Genomic DNA, 13293 nt, shown 5'->3' on the forward strand with positions numbered 1-13293 from the left:
CGGCACAGAGGTGTCCCCGCCGTGATTTTGTCCACTTAGGACACTTGTTTCACTCTTATGCAGCAACGTTTGCGCGCATGTTCGCGCAGCTCGCGGGGTAATCAGTGATTCCAAACCCCGGTCCCCCCGCCCCGGCGATTGCCCGGATGCGTGCGGCCCTGTTCGGTCGTGAGGAGTGGTTGTGATGGCACACGTGCGTCGGCTGGTAGACGTCCACACGGGTGACGAGTTCGATCAGCCGGTTCCTTTCGGTCTGGTGTACCCGATCTGCGCGGCGGACGGGTCCGCCCCGCCGAGCCAGCGCGGCCGCACGTGGAGCGACCTGGTGGCGAGTGATCGGGACCTGCGGCCGGCTTCGTGAGCGTTGAGTGGCGGTGGGAGGGCTGGCTCGTCGCGCCGAGGCCGTGCTCCCGCAGGCGTACCGGCGCGGTCGCGGGGACACGGCGCGCGGCCACGTGCCGGCCGAGACCTCGACCGGGGTCGTGGCCGAGCAGCAGGTGCCCGCGACCGGTCCCGCCTCCCCGGTTCTCGGCGACGTCACACCGCCGGTGACCCGCCGCCCGCTCGACGAGCTCTGACCCTCGCTCCCCAAGGGCGCCCTCCTCGGAGGGCGCCCTTTCGTTGCGCACGCAGGTAGCCCTCGCGCGCGGGCATCGCACGAAAGGTCCCCGCGTGCGACAGGAGCGCACGAAAGGGCCCCGCGTGCGGTCAAGCGGGGTTGGGGAGGGAGGGGTGGCGGGTGGGACGAGTGCCATGGGTGTGGGCAAGCTGGCAGACGGCCATCAGTCGCATGTCGGGCCAGGAGATGGGCTCACCGCGCCATGGCGTGCTGTGCTCACGCCGGTTCGCCACCACCGCAACCCGTCACCGTGACCGGAACGGGTGAAGTCGTGGTTTGAGGTGGATCGGACCGGGTATTCGCGTCCGGCGCGTCAAGCAGTCGGCGCGGTACCTTCGGCTGTTCAAAGGCGGCGATGACCGTGCATCTCGACGATGCCGTTACCTCGGCACTCACCCACCTCCGCACCGGGGCACCCGGACCGGCCGTCCAGGACCTGCGGGAGGCGTTGTCCCTGGCAGGAGCGGTGCCGCCGCAGGCGTTGGCCTGTGTGAGGGCAGCCGACGACCACCTCGCGCACGGCGAGCTGATGGAAGCGCGGACGCTGCTGACGGTGGCCCACCGGCTGCTGGCGCAGTCCGGCACCGGGCAGCCCGCGGTGGTGCTGCCGAGCCAGGCCGTGCCGCCCACCACCCCGATCCGGGTGTGAACCGGCGTCCCCTCGGGTATCTCGAACGGGCGTTCGAGTGAAAGGGGACGATCGTGAACCGCACGCCGGAGAAGGACCCGCAGGACTGGACGACCGGTGACGAGCCGATGACCGGGCCGCAGGAGTCGTACCTGTACACCCTCGCGCAGGAGGCGGGCGAGGAGGTGCCGGGCGAGCTCACGAAGGTCGAGGCGTCGCAGCTCATCGACCGGTTGCAGGAGAAGACCGGCCGGGGCACCTGACCTGCCCCGGCCGTTGCCGTGCGTCAGCAGGACAGGCGGGCGTCCGCCCAGTCGGCGTGGTCGAAGTCGCGGCCGTCGCCACCGTCGGTGACCCGCAGGCCCAGCATCCGGACCCCGGTCGTGTCCACCGAGACCGGCCGGGCCGGGTCGCCGCCGCGCACGACACCGCTGTCGTGCAGCAACCGCCCGTCGCCGAACACCTGGAAGCTCACCGAACCGGGCGACGTGGTCTCGTCGTCGAGGCCGGCCAGCGCGTCGAACGTCCGGCACCCGCGACCCAGGTAGAGGGAGACCTCAGCCGGGGCGTGCGTGCCGAGGCCCTTGGCGTAGGTGACGCCCGCGATCTGCAACGGCCGCCCGTCACCGGCGCCGGTCTCACCGTTGGACCGGTCCCGCTCCACCGGACCCCAGCCGTTCGACTCGCTGACGAACGGCAGGTCGCTCGCGAACGGCGTCCCGCTCGGCACCGGCGGCGGCACGAACGCACGCACCGCCCGTTCCACGTGCACGGTCTGATGCGCGCGGAACTCCGCGAACACCGGCACGTCCGTGAACCCCACCGGGCCACCCGCCCGCACCGTCCAGGTGCCGGTCACCGTCTCGCCCGCCCGCAGCTTCGTCCTGGTCACCGGCGCACCGGTGACCATCCAGCCCGCGGGAGGGGCCGCCGTCAGCACCACGTCGGACACGTCCGCGGTGCTCGTGAACGTCCCGGACACCTCGAACGACGCACCCCGCGCGACGTCCACGTCGGTCGGCGTGATCGTCAACGACGTCACCGGCACCTGCGGAATCACCTGGTCACAGGTTTGCAGACCGGGCCGGTAACGACACGCGACCGCCGCGAACCCGCCGTTGCGCTGCACCACCTGCGACAGCGTCTGAGCCGACGACACCACCTGCCGGTCACGCGTGACGTCACCGCGGACAGCCGGGTCCCGGACCGTCTCGACCAGCCACTGCCCGCCACCGAGGAACGACAGCGGCACGTCGAGCGTGCGCGCGTCGGCCGAGATCGCACCGATGAACCAACGCGCGCCGTTGCGCCGTGCGACAACCGCGTGCGTGTCGGGGTCACCGCTGATGAGCCGCGTCTCGTCCCACGTGGTCGGCACCTGGTTGAGGAACCGCAACGCCTGCGGGTGCCGTTCGTAGGCTTCGGGCTTGTCGGCGAAGTGCGTCCAGCCCGACTCGTAGACCACCGGCAACGCCACCTCGTGCGCGACCGACGCCTCCCGCGTGCCGACCTCCAGCGACACCGGCGTGTAGTCCATCGAGCCGACGACGTTGCGGGTGAAGAACTGCACGGGGTTGTTGCCCGCGGGCGGCGAGTTCTCCGCTCCTCGCACACCCTCCATGGTCATGATGTGCGGCCATGTCCGCGCGAGCCCGTGCGGGATCGTCGAGCCGTGGAAGTTCACCATCAACCGCAGCTCCGCGGTCTTGGCGAGCACCGCGTCGTACCACTGGTACCGCGCCTGCGAGTCGGACTCCATGAAGTCGAGCTTCACGCCCTTCACGCCCCACTGCCTGAAGCGGGGGAGCAGGGTGTCGCGCTCCTCGGCGGTGTCGAGGTCGGTCCAGTGCAGCCACAGCAGGACCTCGACCCCCTTGGCGCGGGCGTACCGGACCAGCTCCGGCACCCACTGCGCGCTCCACCCCTCGTCGACCAGCGCGTACGGCCAGCCGGACCGGGCGGCGAAGTCCACGTACCGCTGCTGCCGCTCGAACGACCGCGGGCTGTCGTGCTCGCTCAGCCACGACCACGCGACCTTGCCGGGTTTCACCCACGACGTGTCGGCGAGCTCGGACGGTGAGGCGAGGTCGTCGACGAGCGTGGACGTCGAGACGGTCGCGAGGTCACCGATGACCGCCGTGCGCCACGGCGTCCTGGTCAGCGTCACCTGCGCGTCGGCGAGCACGACCTCGTAGTCGCCGGTGGTGCGCCGCAACCGGCTGCCCGAGTGCCGTCCATCCACATCGGACTCGGTGAGCAGCACGTACGCGCCGTCCGCCCGGAACAGCGACGGGTAGCCGAACTCACCGGTGGCCGCGCCCGCCGTCGTGCGCACCCTGTTCTGCTCGTACCACGCGTTGTAGGGGAGCAGCCAGGCCGGCGCGTCCGCGGGCAGCCGGAACGCGGACGCCTCGCCGGTGACGGTGTGGGCGGCCGGGAGCACGTACCGGTAGGCCACGCCGTCCGGGGCCACCCGCACGACCAGGTCGAACCGGCCCGCGCCCTCGAACGTCAGCGTCGTCTCGGTCATGGTCGTGGACCGCTGCCGCTCCTTGCCGGTCGTCATCGAGTAGCGCTCGGTGACCGTCCGGTCCTTCCTGGCGGTCAGGCGCAGGCCGGTGGTGAGGTCGGCGGTCGTGGTCCGGAGACCGATCGGAGCGGGGGCGAGGACGGGGACGCCGTCGCGGGTGACGCCCAGCGTCGGCGAGCCGTTGGTGAGTTCGACCGTGGCGGTGAGCGCGGAGGGGCCGTGGACCTGCCATCTGGACGAGGGTGCGGCGGTGGCGGGGGTCGGAGCGAGCAGGAGGGCGGTCGTGAGGGCGGCCAGCAGCCTTGACATCGTTGTCAGCTCCCGGGAGTCCGGCGGTGAGAACGTTCTCACCTTGGCGTGGGGTAGGAGGAGCGGTCAACGCCGGCGGCGGTGTCGGGCAGGACAGGAATTGTCCGGTGGAGGGGCGGCTCGCGCCGCGAGCGAGCCGTGCCGCGAACGAGCCGCGCCGTGCCGCGAACGAGCCGCGCCGTGCCGCGAACGAGCCGCGCCGTGCCGCGAACGAGCCGCGTCGCGAACGCGGTGGCGCCGCGAACCCGAGCCACGCCAGCCGCCGCGAGCCGTCCCAGCTACCGCAAGCCGCGTCTTCCACGCAGGTCGTCGCCGCCACCGCGAGCCGCTACCGGCGCGGTCGCCCTCAGCGCGAGCCGCCCACTTCCCCCGGCGTCAGCCCCGTGCCACCACCCGCACGGTCTCCAGCTCCGAGTCGGCCGGGTCCGGCAGCTCCATCCCCGCCGCCAGCCCGCTCCGCAGGTAGGCCAGCACCTCCTCGCTGATCACCTCACCCGGCAGCACCGCGGGCGCCCCCGGCGGGTACGGCGTGATCATCTCGGCGGCCACCCGGCCGGCGGCCTTCTCGACCGGCACCTGTTCCACCTCGGCGAAGAACGCGTCGCGCGGCAGCATCGCCGTCTCCAGCTGCAGGTCGTCGGGGGAGGGGAGGTCGACCGGCTTCGGCGTGGGCAGGTCGGCCCGTGTCAGCGCCTGCAGCGACTCGACGAGGATGTCGGCGGTGCGCTGGTCGTCGGCGTGGGTGAACTGGGCGACGATGCGGCGGTGGTCGGACAGGCCGACCGTGACGCGCTGTTCGGCGCGCAGCCAGTCCGCGGCCTGGTAGCCGCTGATGTGGAGGCCGGACACGTCGATGACCATCTTGAGCGGGTCGGTGGAGTGGGTGAGGCCGGTGAAGTCCACGACCTGGAGACCGGGGAGTGCGGAGATCGCGGAACGGGTCGCGCCGGCCAGTGCCAGTGCGGCCGTCAGCAGGTACTCGCCCTGCTCGACCATGTGCCGGCGCCAGCCGTCGAGGGTGGCGTAGACCAGGGAGGTCGGGCTGGTCGTGCCGAGCAGGTCCTCGCGGGACTTCAGCACCGCGGGGTCAACGAGGTCGCCCTGGAGGTGGAACACCGAGCTCTGCTCCACGGCGGCGCCGGACTTGTGGACGCTCGTCACCACCACGTCCGCGCCGGCGTCCATGCCCCACGGCGGCAGGTCGGCGTGGAACGGCAGGTGCGCGCCCCAGGCCTCGTCGACGATCAGCGGTTTGCCGAACGAGTGGCACACGTCGGCGATGGCCTTGATGTCACCGCAGGTGCCGTAGTCGGTGGGGGTCACCAGCAGCACGCCCTTGGCGTCGGGCTCCGCCTCCAGCAGGGCACGCACCTCGTCGGGGCCCGGCGGGTGCGACAGGTGCAGGTCGGCGTCCCAGCGCGGGCTCAACCACACCGGCCTGACGCCGCTCAGCACGAGGCCGGACACCACCGACTTGTGCGCGTGCCGGGGGACGATGAGCTTCTCGTGCGGGCCGGCCACCGAGAGCATCGCGCTCTTGACCGACAACGAGCTGCCGCACGTGGAGAAGAACGCGTGGTCGGCGTGCACGGCGTCGGCCATGAGCTGCTGGGCCTCCTCGATCACCCCGCCGCTCATCAGCCGGTCGTCCAGGCCGTTCAGCGCGACCACGTCGGCGGTGAACACCTGTTCGCCGAGCACGTCGAGCACGCGCGGGTCGACGCCGCGGCCCTGGCGGTGGCCGGGCGGGGTGAACGGCACGAAGCCGCGTGAGCGGAAGTCCTGCAGCGCTTCGAGCACCGGTGCCTTGCTGTGGTCCATGGACGGGGAGTAGCCCGTCCGGCCGAGGCTCGAACCTCAGGCGCGCAGGAGCGGGCGGACGAGGGCCCGGATGTGGTCCGACGGTTCGAGGCCGAGCTCGGTGCGCAGCCGGCGGCGGTAGCTCTCGTACTGCCGCACGGCCTGCGCCGGGTTGCCGTCGGCCAGGTGCAGCTCGACCAGCGTGCGGTGAGCGCTTTCCCGCAACGGGTCGGCCTGCACCGCCGCGAGTGCCGCCTGGTGGGCGTGGTGGTGGTCGCCGGACACGCGGAACCGGTCGCTCAACGCCTCCAGCGCCCGCAGCCGGGCCTGCCGCCACCAGTCCCGCTCGGTCTGCACCCACGGCTGCCACCAGCCCGGCAGCAGGTCGGCGGTGAGCTGCGTCAGCACCTCCGGGTGCGTTCCGGGGACCGCGGCGTACGCGCTGGCCTGGCGGAAGTCGACCGAGACCGCGGGGCTCAGCTCCAGTGCGTCCTCGGCGACCACGACCAGCGGCGTCGTCGGTTTGACCAGCCGCCACAGCGACGAGCGCAGGCAGGCGCCGGCGCGTCGTTCGGTCGCGGCGGGCCACAGCAGGGCGGCGGCCACCGGACGGGGCACCGGGGTGTCCCGCAGCGCCAGCAGCGCGAGCAGTCTGCGGGCGGCGGGCACCACGTGGATCGGCGTGTGATCGCAGTCCAACCGGAATCCACCCAGCAGTTGGAGGTGCAACTGCGCCATGTGAGTCACCCGCCATACCACCGACATCAGGAGTCGCCGAGTGCCCGGTGGTTGCCGCCTCACACGTCCACCGGAGAAATTGCTCCGTCCTGACCAGCCGCGGTGACGCGGCCGTGTCGTACGGGTGGTGTCTTCGCACCGTGCGGGTCACATGCGCTTCCTAGCTTCGTCGTGCAGTTCTCAAGCACACGGGAGGCGACATGTTCCTGCACACCAGCAGGTTGCAGTTCGAGGCCAAGCCGGACCGGCCGGACGCGCACTACGCCCGCAAGCTCCAGGAGCTCATCGGCGGCGCGTTCGGCGAGATGACCGTCACGATGCAGTACCTCTTCCAGGGGTGGAACTGCCGGATGGAGGGCAAGTACAAGGACCTGATCATGGACGTGGCCACCGAGGAGATCGGTCACGTCGAGATGCTCGCGACGATGGTCGCGCGGCTGCTCGAAGGCGCACCGTCCGAGGTGACGGCGAAGGCCGTGGCCGACGACCCGGTGGTCGCCGCGGTGATCGGCGGCATGGACCCGCAGCAGGCCATCGTGAGCGGCGGCGGGCCCACGCTGTCCGATTCGAACGGCGTGCCGTGGAACGGCCGCTACATCGTCGCGAGCGGCAACCTCATGGCCGACTTCCGCGCCAACGTCGCCGCCGAGGCGCAGGGCCGGCTGCAGACCGCGCGGCTCTACAACATGACCGACGACGCCGGCGTGCGCGACATGCTCAAGTTCAACCTCGCGCGCGACACCGCCCACCAGAACATGTGGCTCGCCGCCATCGAGGAGCTGCAGGAGGACGGCCTCGAAGGCCCGATCTCGCCGAGCACCCTGTTCGACGAGGAGCACGCCGAGCACGCGGGCACGATCTGGCACAACTCCGACGGCCCCGCGGGCGCCGAGGGCGGCTGGGCCTCGGGCACCGCACCGGACGGCCAGCACGAGTTCTCCTACGTCATGAACCCCGAACCGCTGGGTGGCAAGGCGTCCGCGCCGATGCCCGACCCGCTGCTCTACGCCACCAGCCCCGCGAACCTCGGGCTGATCGAGAAGGCCATCCGCAAGCTCACGTGAGGAGGCTCCACCGATGGTCGGCATCACGGTGCCAGCTCGCGTCCGCACCGCCGCCGTCGTCATGGGACCCGCGTTCGTCGTCGCGGTCGCCTACGTCGACCCCGGCAACTTCGCGACGAACATGGCGGGCGGCGCGACTCACGGGTTCCTGTTGTTGTGGGTGATCGTGTCCGCGAGCCTGCTCGCGATGTTCATCCAGTACCAGTCCGCGAAGCTGGGCATCGTGACCGGCCGCAACCTGCCGGAGCTCTGCCGGGAGCACTACCCGCGGCCGGTGACCCGGCTGCTGTGGGTGCAGGCGGAGCTGGTGGCCATGGCCACCGAGCTGGCGGAGTTCGTCGGCGCGGCGGTGGCGCTGAACCTGCTGTTCGGCGTACCGCTGCTACCGGCCGCCCTGATCACCGCGGTGGTGTCGTTCGGCATCCTCGCACTGGCACCGCTGCGCCGAAGGCGGTTCGAGTCGGTGATCATCGGCCTGCTCGCCGTCGTCCTCGGCGGGTTCCTCTACCAGACCCTGCAGCTCGGGCCCCTGACCGGCGCGGCGGCCGGTCTGGTGCCGGGCTTCGCCGGGGTCGACAGCGTGCTGCTCGCGACCGGCATGCTCGGCGCGACCGTCATGCCGCACGTCATCTACCTGCACTCGGCGCTCACCCAGCGGCACCACGGCACCGGTGACGTCCGCGGGGTGCTCAGGGCCAGCCGCACCGACATCGTCGTCGCGCTCAGCGTCGCCGGCGTGGTCAACGTCAGCATGCTCGTCGTGGCGGCCGGGGCGTTCCACCAGGCCGGTGCGCCGCGGGAGTCGCTGGAGGACATGCACTCCGGGCTCGGGCAGTTGCTCGGCCCCGGCGCGGCACTGGCGTTCGCCCTCGCGCTGCTGGCCTCCGGTCTCGCGGCGTCCAGCGTGGGCACCTACTCCGGCCAGGTCGTGATGGAGGGGTTTCTGCGCAGGCGGATGCCGCTGTGGCTGCGCCGGGCGGTGACCATGGCGCCCGCCCTGGTCGTGCTCGCGCTGGGCGTCGACCCGACCAGGGCGCTGGTGCTGAGCCAGGTCGTGCTGTCGTTCGGCATCCCGTTCGCGCTGGTGCCGATGGTGCTGCTCGCCCGGCGCAAGGACGTCATGGGCGCGGCCGCGAACCGGCGCCGCGTCACGGTGGCCGGCGGTGCGGCCGCCGGCGTCATCTCGGCGTTGAACCTGTTCCTGCTCGTCCGGACGGTGGTGGGCTGATGCTCGCGGCGATCGTGCTGGGGCTCGGGATCGGCGGTTTCCTCGACGGCATCGTGATCCACCAGCTGCTGGGCTGGCACCACGTGCTGTCCGGCTGGTACCCCGAGGAGGACATGCGGCTGATGATGGTCGGCGACGGGCTGTTCCACCTGCTCTGCCTCGTCCTCGTGCTCGTCGGCACCGCGCTGCTCAACCGGCGCGCACCGCTGCCGGACCGGGTGCTGCTCGGCGGCGTCCTGGTCGGCTGGGGCGTGTTCAACCTGGTCGAGGGCGTGGTCGACCACCAGGTGCTGGGCATCCACCACGTCCGGCCCGGCCCCGACCAGCTCGCCTACGACCTGGCGTTCCTCGCCTCCGGAGCGGCGCTGCTGGCGCTGGGCCTGGTGTTTGCGCGGCGCCCGGACCGGTTAGTCGTAGACCGTGACTCCTGAGGCTGGAACGACGGAACCGGCGACCACCCCCGTGCCTGTGCCTGCTCAGCCGGCGGCGCGGTCGAGCCTGCTCGCGAGCTTCTCCGACTACGCGGAGGCCCAGCGGCTGGTGGACCGGATGTCCGACGACGGGTTCCCGGTCGAGCACGTGCGGATCATCGGCGACGGTGTGCGCACGGTCGAGCAGGTGACCGGCCGGATGACGCGCGCGAAGGCCGCGGTCTCCGGTGCGGCCGGCGGCGCCTGGTTCGGCGTGCTCATCGGGTTGCTGTTCGGGCTGTTCACCTCCGGTGTGGCCTGGGTGTGGATGCTGGTGCTCAGCCTGGTGATCGGTGCCTTCTGGGGAGCCGTGTTCGGGTTCGCCGCGCACTGGACCACCCGCGGCAAGCGCGACTTCTCCAGCGTCATGACCCTGGAGGCGAAGCGCTACGACGTGCTGGTCGACGGCGAGCACGCGAGCCGGGCGGGCAAGTACGTGCTCTGACGAAATTCGGTTCCGGCGCACGGGACCTGCTTGCCACACTGGCGCCGTGACGTTCTTGGGACAGGGTTGGGACAGCACGGCGACGCTCGTCGACGGGCGCTGGGTGGAACGGCGGCCGCAGCGCCCCGCGATCGAGGCGGTGCTGCGGCGCGAGACGGTCGTGATGCCGTGGCTCGCGCCGTTGCTGCCGCTGCCCGTCCCGGTGCCGGAGCTGGTCTCGGTGGACCCGTTCGTGGTGCGGCACGAGCTCGTGCCCGGTGCTGAGCTCGCGACGCTGAACGCGGTGCAGGGCGAACAGCTGGGGGAGTTCCTGCTGGCGTTGCACGCGGTCCCGGTGGCCGGGGCGGTCGCGCGCGGCGTGGGGACACCGCCGGTGCCGCTCGACCGGTTCCGCGCGGAGGTGCTGCCGCTCGTGCCCGACCAGGCCGACCTGCTCGACGCGGTCGCGGCCGCACCGGCGGACGTGCTGGTGCACGGCGATCTCGGCCCCGAGCACGTGCTGGGCCGCGACGGCGTGCTGACCGGCGTGATCGACTTCGGTGACGTGCACGTCGGCGACCCGGCGATCGACCTGGCGTGGGCGCTGCACTCGACGCCGCCGGAGTTCGCCGGCGCGCTGGCGGCGACCTACGGCGTCACGCCGGAGCTGAGGGAGCGTTCGCTGCTGTGGCACCGGATCGGGCCGTGGTACGAGGTGCTCTTCGGCAACGACAACGGCGACCCGGCGATGGCCGCCAGCGGCCTGGAAGGCATCAAGAACCGGAGTAGCTGGTTCTGACTTTGGGTATTCCCGGTGCAACGAAACGCTGGGAGGAAAAATGCCTTGGGTTCAGCGGCACCGACGTCGCACGCCGTACAGCTGGTTCCGCTCCACCACGGTCCGCAGCCACTACCGCAGGCGCCCGCTCAACGCGTGGTTGCCGATCGCCGTCGTGGTCCTGTTCATCATCCTGCTCATCGCCGTCTTCTGACCCGCCGTCGGTCCGAGCGGTATGGTCGGGGCATGGGTCAGTTGGGTGAGTTGTTCCCCGGACGCAAGCTCCGCAGCGAAGCAGGCGACTCCGGTACCGGTGAGGACTTCGAGGAGACCGGTCCCCTCGACCTCACCACCGGAGTCGTCCAGCTGAGGCCCCGCCCCAAGCCGCAGCCCGCTCCCGAGGAGGCCGAGGGCGCCGAGAGGCCCCTGCCCGAGAGCGGCGCGTGATCACGGGTACTACCCTTGGCCGGTGCTGGTAGGTCTGCTCGTCGTAATCCCCGCCTTGTTCTTCCTCGTCGGAGTGGTCCGTGACCGGCGCAGGCTGAGCAACGCCATCTGGCTCGGCATCACGCTGGTGCTGTTCCTGCTGCTGCTCGCCGAAGCGGGGCGGGACAACCCGGCGGTGAGCCTGCCGCTGCTGCTCGCGTTCGCGCTGGCGGTGTTCGGGCTGTTGCTGCTGCCGCTCGCGTTGCTGGCCAACGGCCTGGTGATGATCCGCCGCGAGGGCCGGTCGCTGGGCAACCTCCTGTCGTTCCTCGCCGGTCTCGCGCTGCTCGGCGAGATGGCCTACTTCTTCTGGGGCATCACCCAGCCCAACGACTGGGTCCGCGGCAGCGCGATCGGGTTGTTCCTCGTCTCCGCCTACATCGCGTTCCTGTTCGTGAGCCTGCTGCTGTACTCGGTGATCTACGGCCGCACCGGCCGGCGCAGCGGGTTCGACGGCATCGTCGTGCTCGGCGCCGGGCTGGTCGGTTCCCAGGTGCCCCCGCTGCTCGCGAGCCGGCTCAACCGCGCCCTGCGCCTCTACCTGCGGGAACGCTCAGCCGGACGCACGCCGGTGATCGTCGTGACCGGCGGCAGGGGTCCTGACGAGGACGTGTCCGAGGCGCTCGCCATGAAGCGGTACCTGCTGGAGCGCGAGGTGCCGGAGGACGACGTCGTGCTGGAGGACCAGGCCGGCACGACCGACGAGAACCTGCGCTACAGCAAGGAACTGCTCGTCGAACGCGGGCTCACCGGGTCGGTCGTGGCGGTGACGAACAACTACCACGTGTTCCGCACCGCCGTGCTGTCCCGCTCGCACGGGCTGCGGATGCAGGTGATCGGCGCGCCGACGGCGTGGTACTTCGTGCCGAGCGCGTTCATCCGCGAGTTCGTGGCGCTGCTGGCGCAGAACCCGGGCGTGCACGCGCTGGCGTGCACGGTGCTGATGGCGGGCGGGCTGGCGCTGACCCAGATCGGCTAGCGCGAGCCGGCGAACGTGACGTCCGCGGCGTTGTTCGCGGCTGGGTTCTCCGCGCCTTGTGGACGGTGCCGTGTGGACGGGACTCGGCAGTTCCCGAGCACGCAGAGAGCCGTGAGGAGGCGCCTCGTCGTGTGAGCCACCGTACCCGTCCGCTGCCTTGATACCCATACCCCCTAGGGGTACCGTTCAGCGCTGACGGAGGAGGACGAGATGGACCACGCACCCGTGAGCCTGACCCGCCAGGCGGTCTCGGCGACGCTGCACTGCCTCACCGGCTGTGCGATCGGCGAGGTGCTCGGCATGGTCATCGGTACCGCGCTGGGCTGGGGCAACCTGGCCACCGTCGTGCTGGCCGTGGCGCTGGCGTTCCTGTTCGGCTACTCGCTCACCATCCGCCCGGTCCTGCGCTCCGGCCTCGCCCTCAAGGCGGCCGTGGGCGTCGCGCTGGCCGCCGACACCGTGTCGATCGCCGTGATGGAGGTCGTCGACAACGCGGTGATGCTGCTGGTGCCGGGTGCGATGGACGCGGGACTGGCGGACTGGGTGTTCTGGGCGGCGCTGGTGTTCTCGCTGGCGGTCGCGTTCGCGGTGACGGTGCCGGTGAACCGGTGGATGATCGCGCGCGGCAAGGGGCACGCGGTCGTGCACCGGCACCACCACTGAGCCGGGTGGGGCGCGGGACGCCGGGTACCCGCCCCGGCGTCCCGCGCTCCTCGCCGGTCAGGCCGGTTCGAAGCGCATGACCCAGTTCCCCTGCCAGGTGTCGCCGCCGTCGTAGGAGAACGACTGCCGCCACACCGGTGCCGGGCCCGCCGTCCAGTCGAACCGCACCGCCACCGCGTGCCCGCCGACGACGTCCTCGCCGAGGAACACGCCGTGCCCGTCGGTGAACCGGCCCTCCAGCGGCGGGTCCAACTGGCCCGGCGCGCGGGTCGAGGCCCACCAGATGCGCCAGAGGCCGGCGGCCGGGTCGTACTGCCGCAGGGTCATGCCCTCCCAGTCGCCGGCGTCGAAGGTGTCGACGTTCGCCGCGCCGCCCAGCACCGGCCGCACGTCGGCCCGCGCGCCGAACTCGACCCACTCGGTGCCGCGCCCGGCGATGTCGGCGATCTTGCGGTTGGCGACCCGCCAGCGCCCGTGGAGGAAGTCGAAATCGTTTGCAGTCATGGTGGAGATGCTGAACCGATACCGCTGACACCTCTTGTCAGTGATCGAGTATTGACGCAAAGGTCTGGACCAT

Annotated in this window: 17 protein-coding genes; 13 read left to right on the plus strand and 4 right to left on the minus strand. The window is 71.5% G+C overall.

The window, feature by feature from the left end; all coding sequences use genetic code 11:
* The first annotated feature begins 184 nt into the window (after positions 1–184).
* From ACZ7CF_RS05240 to ACZ7CF_RS05255, 4 genes are all read left to right on the plus strand, one after another.
* Positions 185–361: a hypothetical protein gene (locus ACZ7CF_RS05240; RefSeq protein ID WP_470368913.1), complete on the plus strand. Its 177-nt coding sequence runs from the start codon at positions 185–187 to the stop codon at positions 359–361.
* Positions 362–374: 13 nt separating this feature from the next.
* Entirely contained in the window at positions 375–578 is a 204-nt protein-coding gene (locus tag ACZ7CF_RS05245; protein ID WP_458432760.1) for a hypothetical protein, read from the plus strand.
* A 396-nt stretch (positions 579–974) separates the two neighbouring features.
* Positions 975–1268, plus strand: coding sequence for a hypothetical protein (locus ACZ7CF_RS05250; RefSeq protein WP_360384699.1), 294 nt, complete (start codon positions 975–977; stop codon positions 1266–1268).
* A gap of 53 nt (positions 1269–1321) precedes the next feature.
* Positions 1322–1510, plus strand: coding sequence for a DUF3072 domain-containing protein (locus ACZ7CF_RS05255; RefSeq protein ID WP_470368914.1), 189 nt, complete (start codon positions 1322–1324; stop codon positions 1508–1510).
* Positions 1511–1533: 23 nt separating this feature from the next.
* Here the strand turns inward: ACZ7CF_RS05255 and ACZ7CF_RS05260 are convergent, their stop codons facing one another.
* The 3 genes from ACZ7CF_RS05260 to ACZ7CF_RS05270 form a co-directional block, all read right to left on the minus strand.
* Complete coding sequence (locus ACZ7CF_RS05260) at positions 1534–4086, minus strand: NPCBM/NEW2 domain-containing protein (RefSeq protein WP_470368915.1); 2553 nt, start codon at positions 4084–4086, stop codon at positions 1534–1536.
* A gap of 375 nt (positions 4087–4461) precedes the next feature.
* Positions 4462–5907 (minus strand): aminotransferase class I/II-fold pyridoxal phosphate-dependent enzyme, encoded by a 1446-nt coding sequence (locus ACZ7CF_RS05265; protein WP_470368916.1) that lies wholly within the window; start codon positions 5905–5907, stop codon positions 4462–4464.
* Between the two features lie 36 nt (positions 5908–5943).
* Positions 5944–6624 (minus strand): AfsR/SARP family transcriptional regulator, encoded by a 681-nt coding sequence (locus tag ACZ7CF_RS05270; RefSeq protein ID WP_458432757.1) that lies wholly within the window; start codon positions 6622–6624, stop codon positions 5944–5946.
* A 200-nt stretch (positions 6625–6824) separates the two neighbouring features.
* On the opposite strand from ACZ7CF_RS05270, the gene ACZ7CF_RS05275 reads away from it, so the two are divergent.
* From ACZ7CF_RS05275 to ACZ7CF_RS05315, 9 genes are all read left to right on the plus strand, one after another.
* Complete coding sequence (locus ACZ7CF_RS05275) at positions 6825–7688, plus strand: manganese catalase (protein ID WP_458432756.1); 864 nt, start codon at positions 6825–6827, stop codon at positions 7686–7688.
* A 13-nt stretch (positions 7689–7701) separates the two neighbouring features.
* Entirely contained in the window at positions 7702–8916 is a 1215-nt protein-coding gene (locus ACZ7CF_RS05280; protein WP_458432755.1) for an Nramp family divalent metal transporter, read from the plus strand.
* A complete protein-coding gene (locus tag ACZ7CF_RS05285) occupies positions 8916–9347 on the plus strand; it encodes a DUF2243 domain-containing protein (protein ID WP_458432754.1) in 432 nt (143 codons plus the stop codon). Before ACZ7CF_RS05280 ends, ACZ7CF_RS05285 begins: the two co-directional genes overlap by 1 nt.
* 37 nt (positions 9348–9384) lie before the next feature.
* On the plus strand, positions 9385–9831 hold the full coding sequence (locus ACZ7CF_RS05290; protein WP_360384691.1) for a YflT domain-containing protein: 447 nt from the start codon (positions 9385–9387) through the stop codon (positions 9829–9831).
* Positions 9832–9877: 46 nt separating this feature from the next.
* Entirely contained in the window at positions 9878–10609 is a 732-nt protein-coding gene (locus ACZ7CF_RS05295) for an aminoglycoside phosphotransferase family protein (protein ID WP_360384689.1), read from the plus strand.
* A 40-nt stretch (positions 10610–10649) separates the two neighbouring features.
* Positions 10650–10802, plus strand: coding sequence for a hypothetical protein (locus tag ACZ7CF_RS05300; protein WP_360384687.1), 153 nt, complete (start codon positions 10650–10652; stop codon positions 10800–10802).
* A 32-nt stretch (positions 10803–10834) separates the two neighbouring features.
* Positions 10835–11035, plus strand: a complete 201-nt coding sequence (locus ACZ7CF_RS05305) for a hypothetical protein (protein WP_360384685.1) — start codon at positions 10835–10837, stop codon at positions 11033–11035.
* Positions 11036–11057: 22 nt separating this feature from the next.
* The gene (locus ACZ7CF_RS05310; protein ID WP_360384683.1) at positions 11058–12053 is read left to right on the plus strand and encodes a YdcF family protein; all 996 of its coding nucleotides are present in this window, start codon (positions 11058–11060) and stop codon (positions 12051–12053) included.
* Between the two features lie 210 nt (positions 12054–12263).
* Positions 12264–12716 carry a DUF4396 domain-containing protein gene (locus ACZ7CF_RS05315; RefSeq protein ID WP_458432750.1) on the plus strand — a complete coding sequence of 151 codons (453 nt, stop codon included), beginning with the start codon at positions 12264–12266 and terminating at the stop codon, positions 12714–12716.
* Positions 12717–12773: 57 nt separating this feature from the next.
* Here the strand turns inward: ACZ7CF_RS05315 and ACZ7CF_RS05320 are convergent, their stop codons facing one another.
* Complete coding sequence (locus ACZ7CF_RS05320; RefSeq protein WP_470368917.1) at positions 12774–13220, minus strand: hypothetical protein; 447 nt, start codon at positions 13218–13220, stop codon at positions 12774–12776.
* Positions 13221–13293: the final 73 nt, after the last annotated feature.

This window comes from Lentzea sp. NPDC036955, from assembly GCF_055608005.1.

Bases quoted from the DNA above. Each gene is read 5' to 3' on its own strand.
- ACZ7CF_RS05265 (WP_470368916.1), bottom strand. From the start codon at position 5,907: ATGGACCACAGCAAGGCACCGGTGCTCGAAGCGCTGCAGGACTTCCGC.
- ACZ7CF_RS05320 (WP_470368917.1), bottom strand. From the start codon at position 13,220: ATGACTGCAAACGATTTCGACTTCCTCCACGGGCGCTGGCGGGTCGCC.
- ACZ7CF_RS05270 (WP_458432757.1), bottom strand. From the start codon at position 6,624: ATGGCGCAGTTGCACCTCCAACTGCTGGGTGGATTCCGGTTGGACTGC.
- ACZ7CF_RS05315 (WP_458432750.1), top strand. From the start codon at position 12,264: ATGGACCACGCACCCGTGAGCCTGACCCGCCAGGCGGTCTCGGCGACG.
- ACZ7CF_RS05285 (WP_458432754.1), top strand. From the start codon at position 8,916: ATGCTCGCGGCGATCGTGCTGGGGCTCGGGATCGGCGGTTTCCTCGAC.
- ACZ7CF_RS05305 (WP_360384685.1), top strand. From the start codon at position 10,835: ATGGGTCAGTTGGGTGAGTTGTTCCCCGGACGCAAGCTCCGCAGCGAA.
- ACZ7CF_RS05250 (WP_360384699.1), top strand. From the start codon at position 975: ATGACCGTGCATCTCGACGATGCCGTTACCTCGGCACTCACCCACCTC.
- ACZ7CF_RS05260 (WP_470368915.1), bottom strand. From the start codon at position 4,086: ATGTCAAGGCTGCTGGCCGCCCTCACGACCGCCCTCCTGCTCGCTCCG.
- ACZ7CF_RS05300 (WP_360384687.1), top strand. From the start codon at position 10,650: ATGCCTTGGGTTCAGCGGCACCGACGTCGCACGCCGTACAGCTGGTTC.
- ACZ7CF_RS05280 (WP_458432755.1), top strand. From the start codon at position 7,702: ATGGTCGGCATCACGGTGCCAGCTCGCGTCCGCACCGCCGCCGTCGTC.
- ACZ7CF_RS05240 (WP_470368913.1), top strand. From the start codon at position 185: ATGGCACACGTGCGTCGGCTGGTAGACGTCCACACGGGTGACGAGTTC.
- ACZ7CF_RS05275 (WP_458432756.1), top strand. From the start codon at position 6,825: ATGTTCCTGCACACCAGCAGGTTGCAGTTCGAGGCCAAGCCGGACCGG.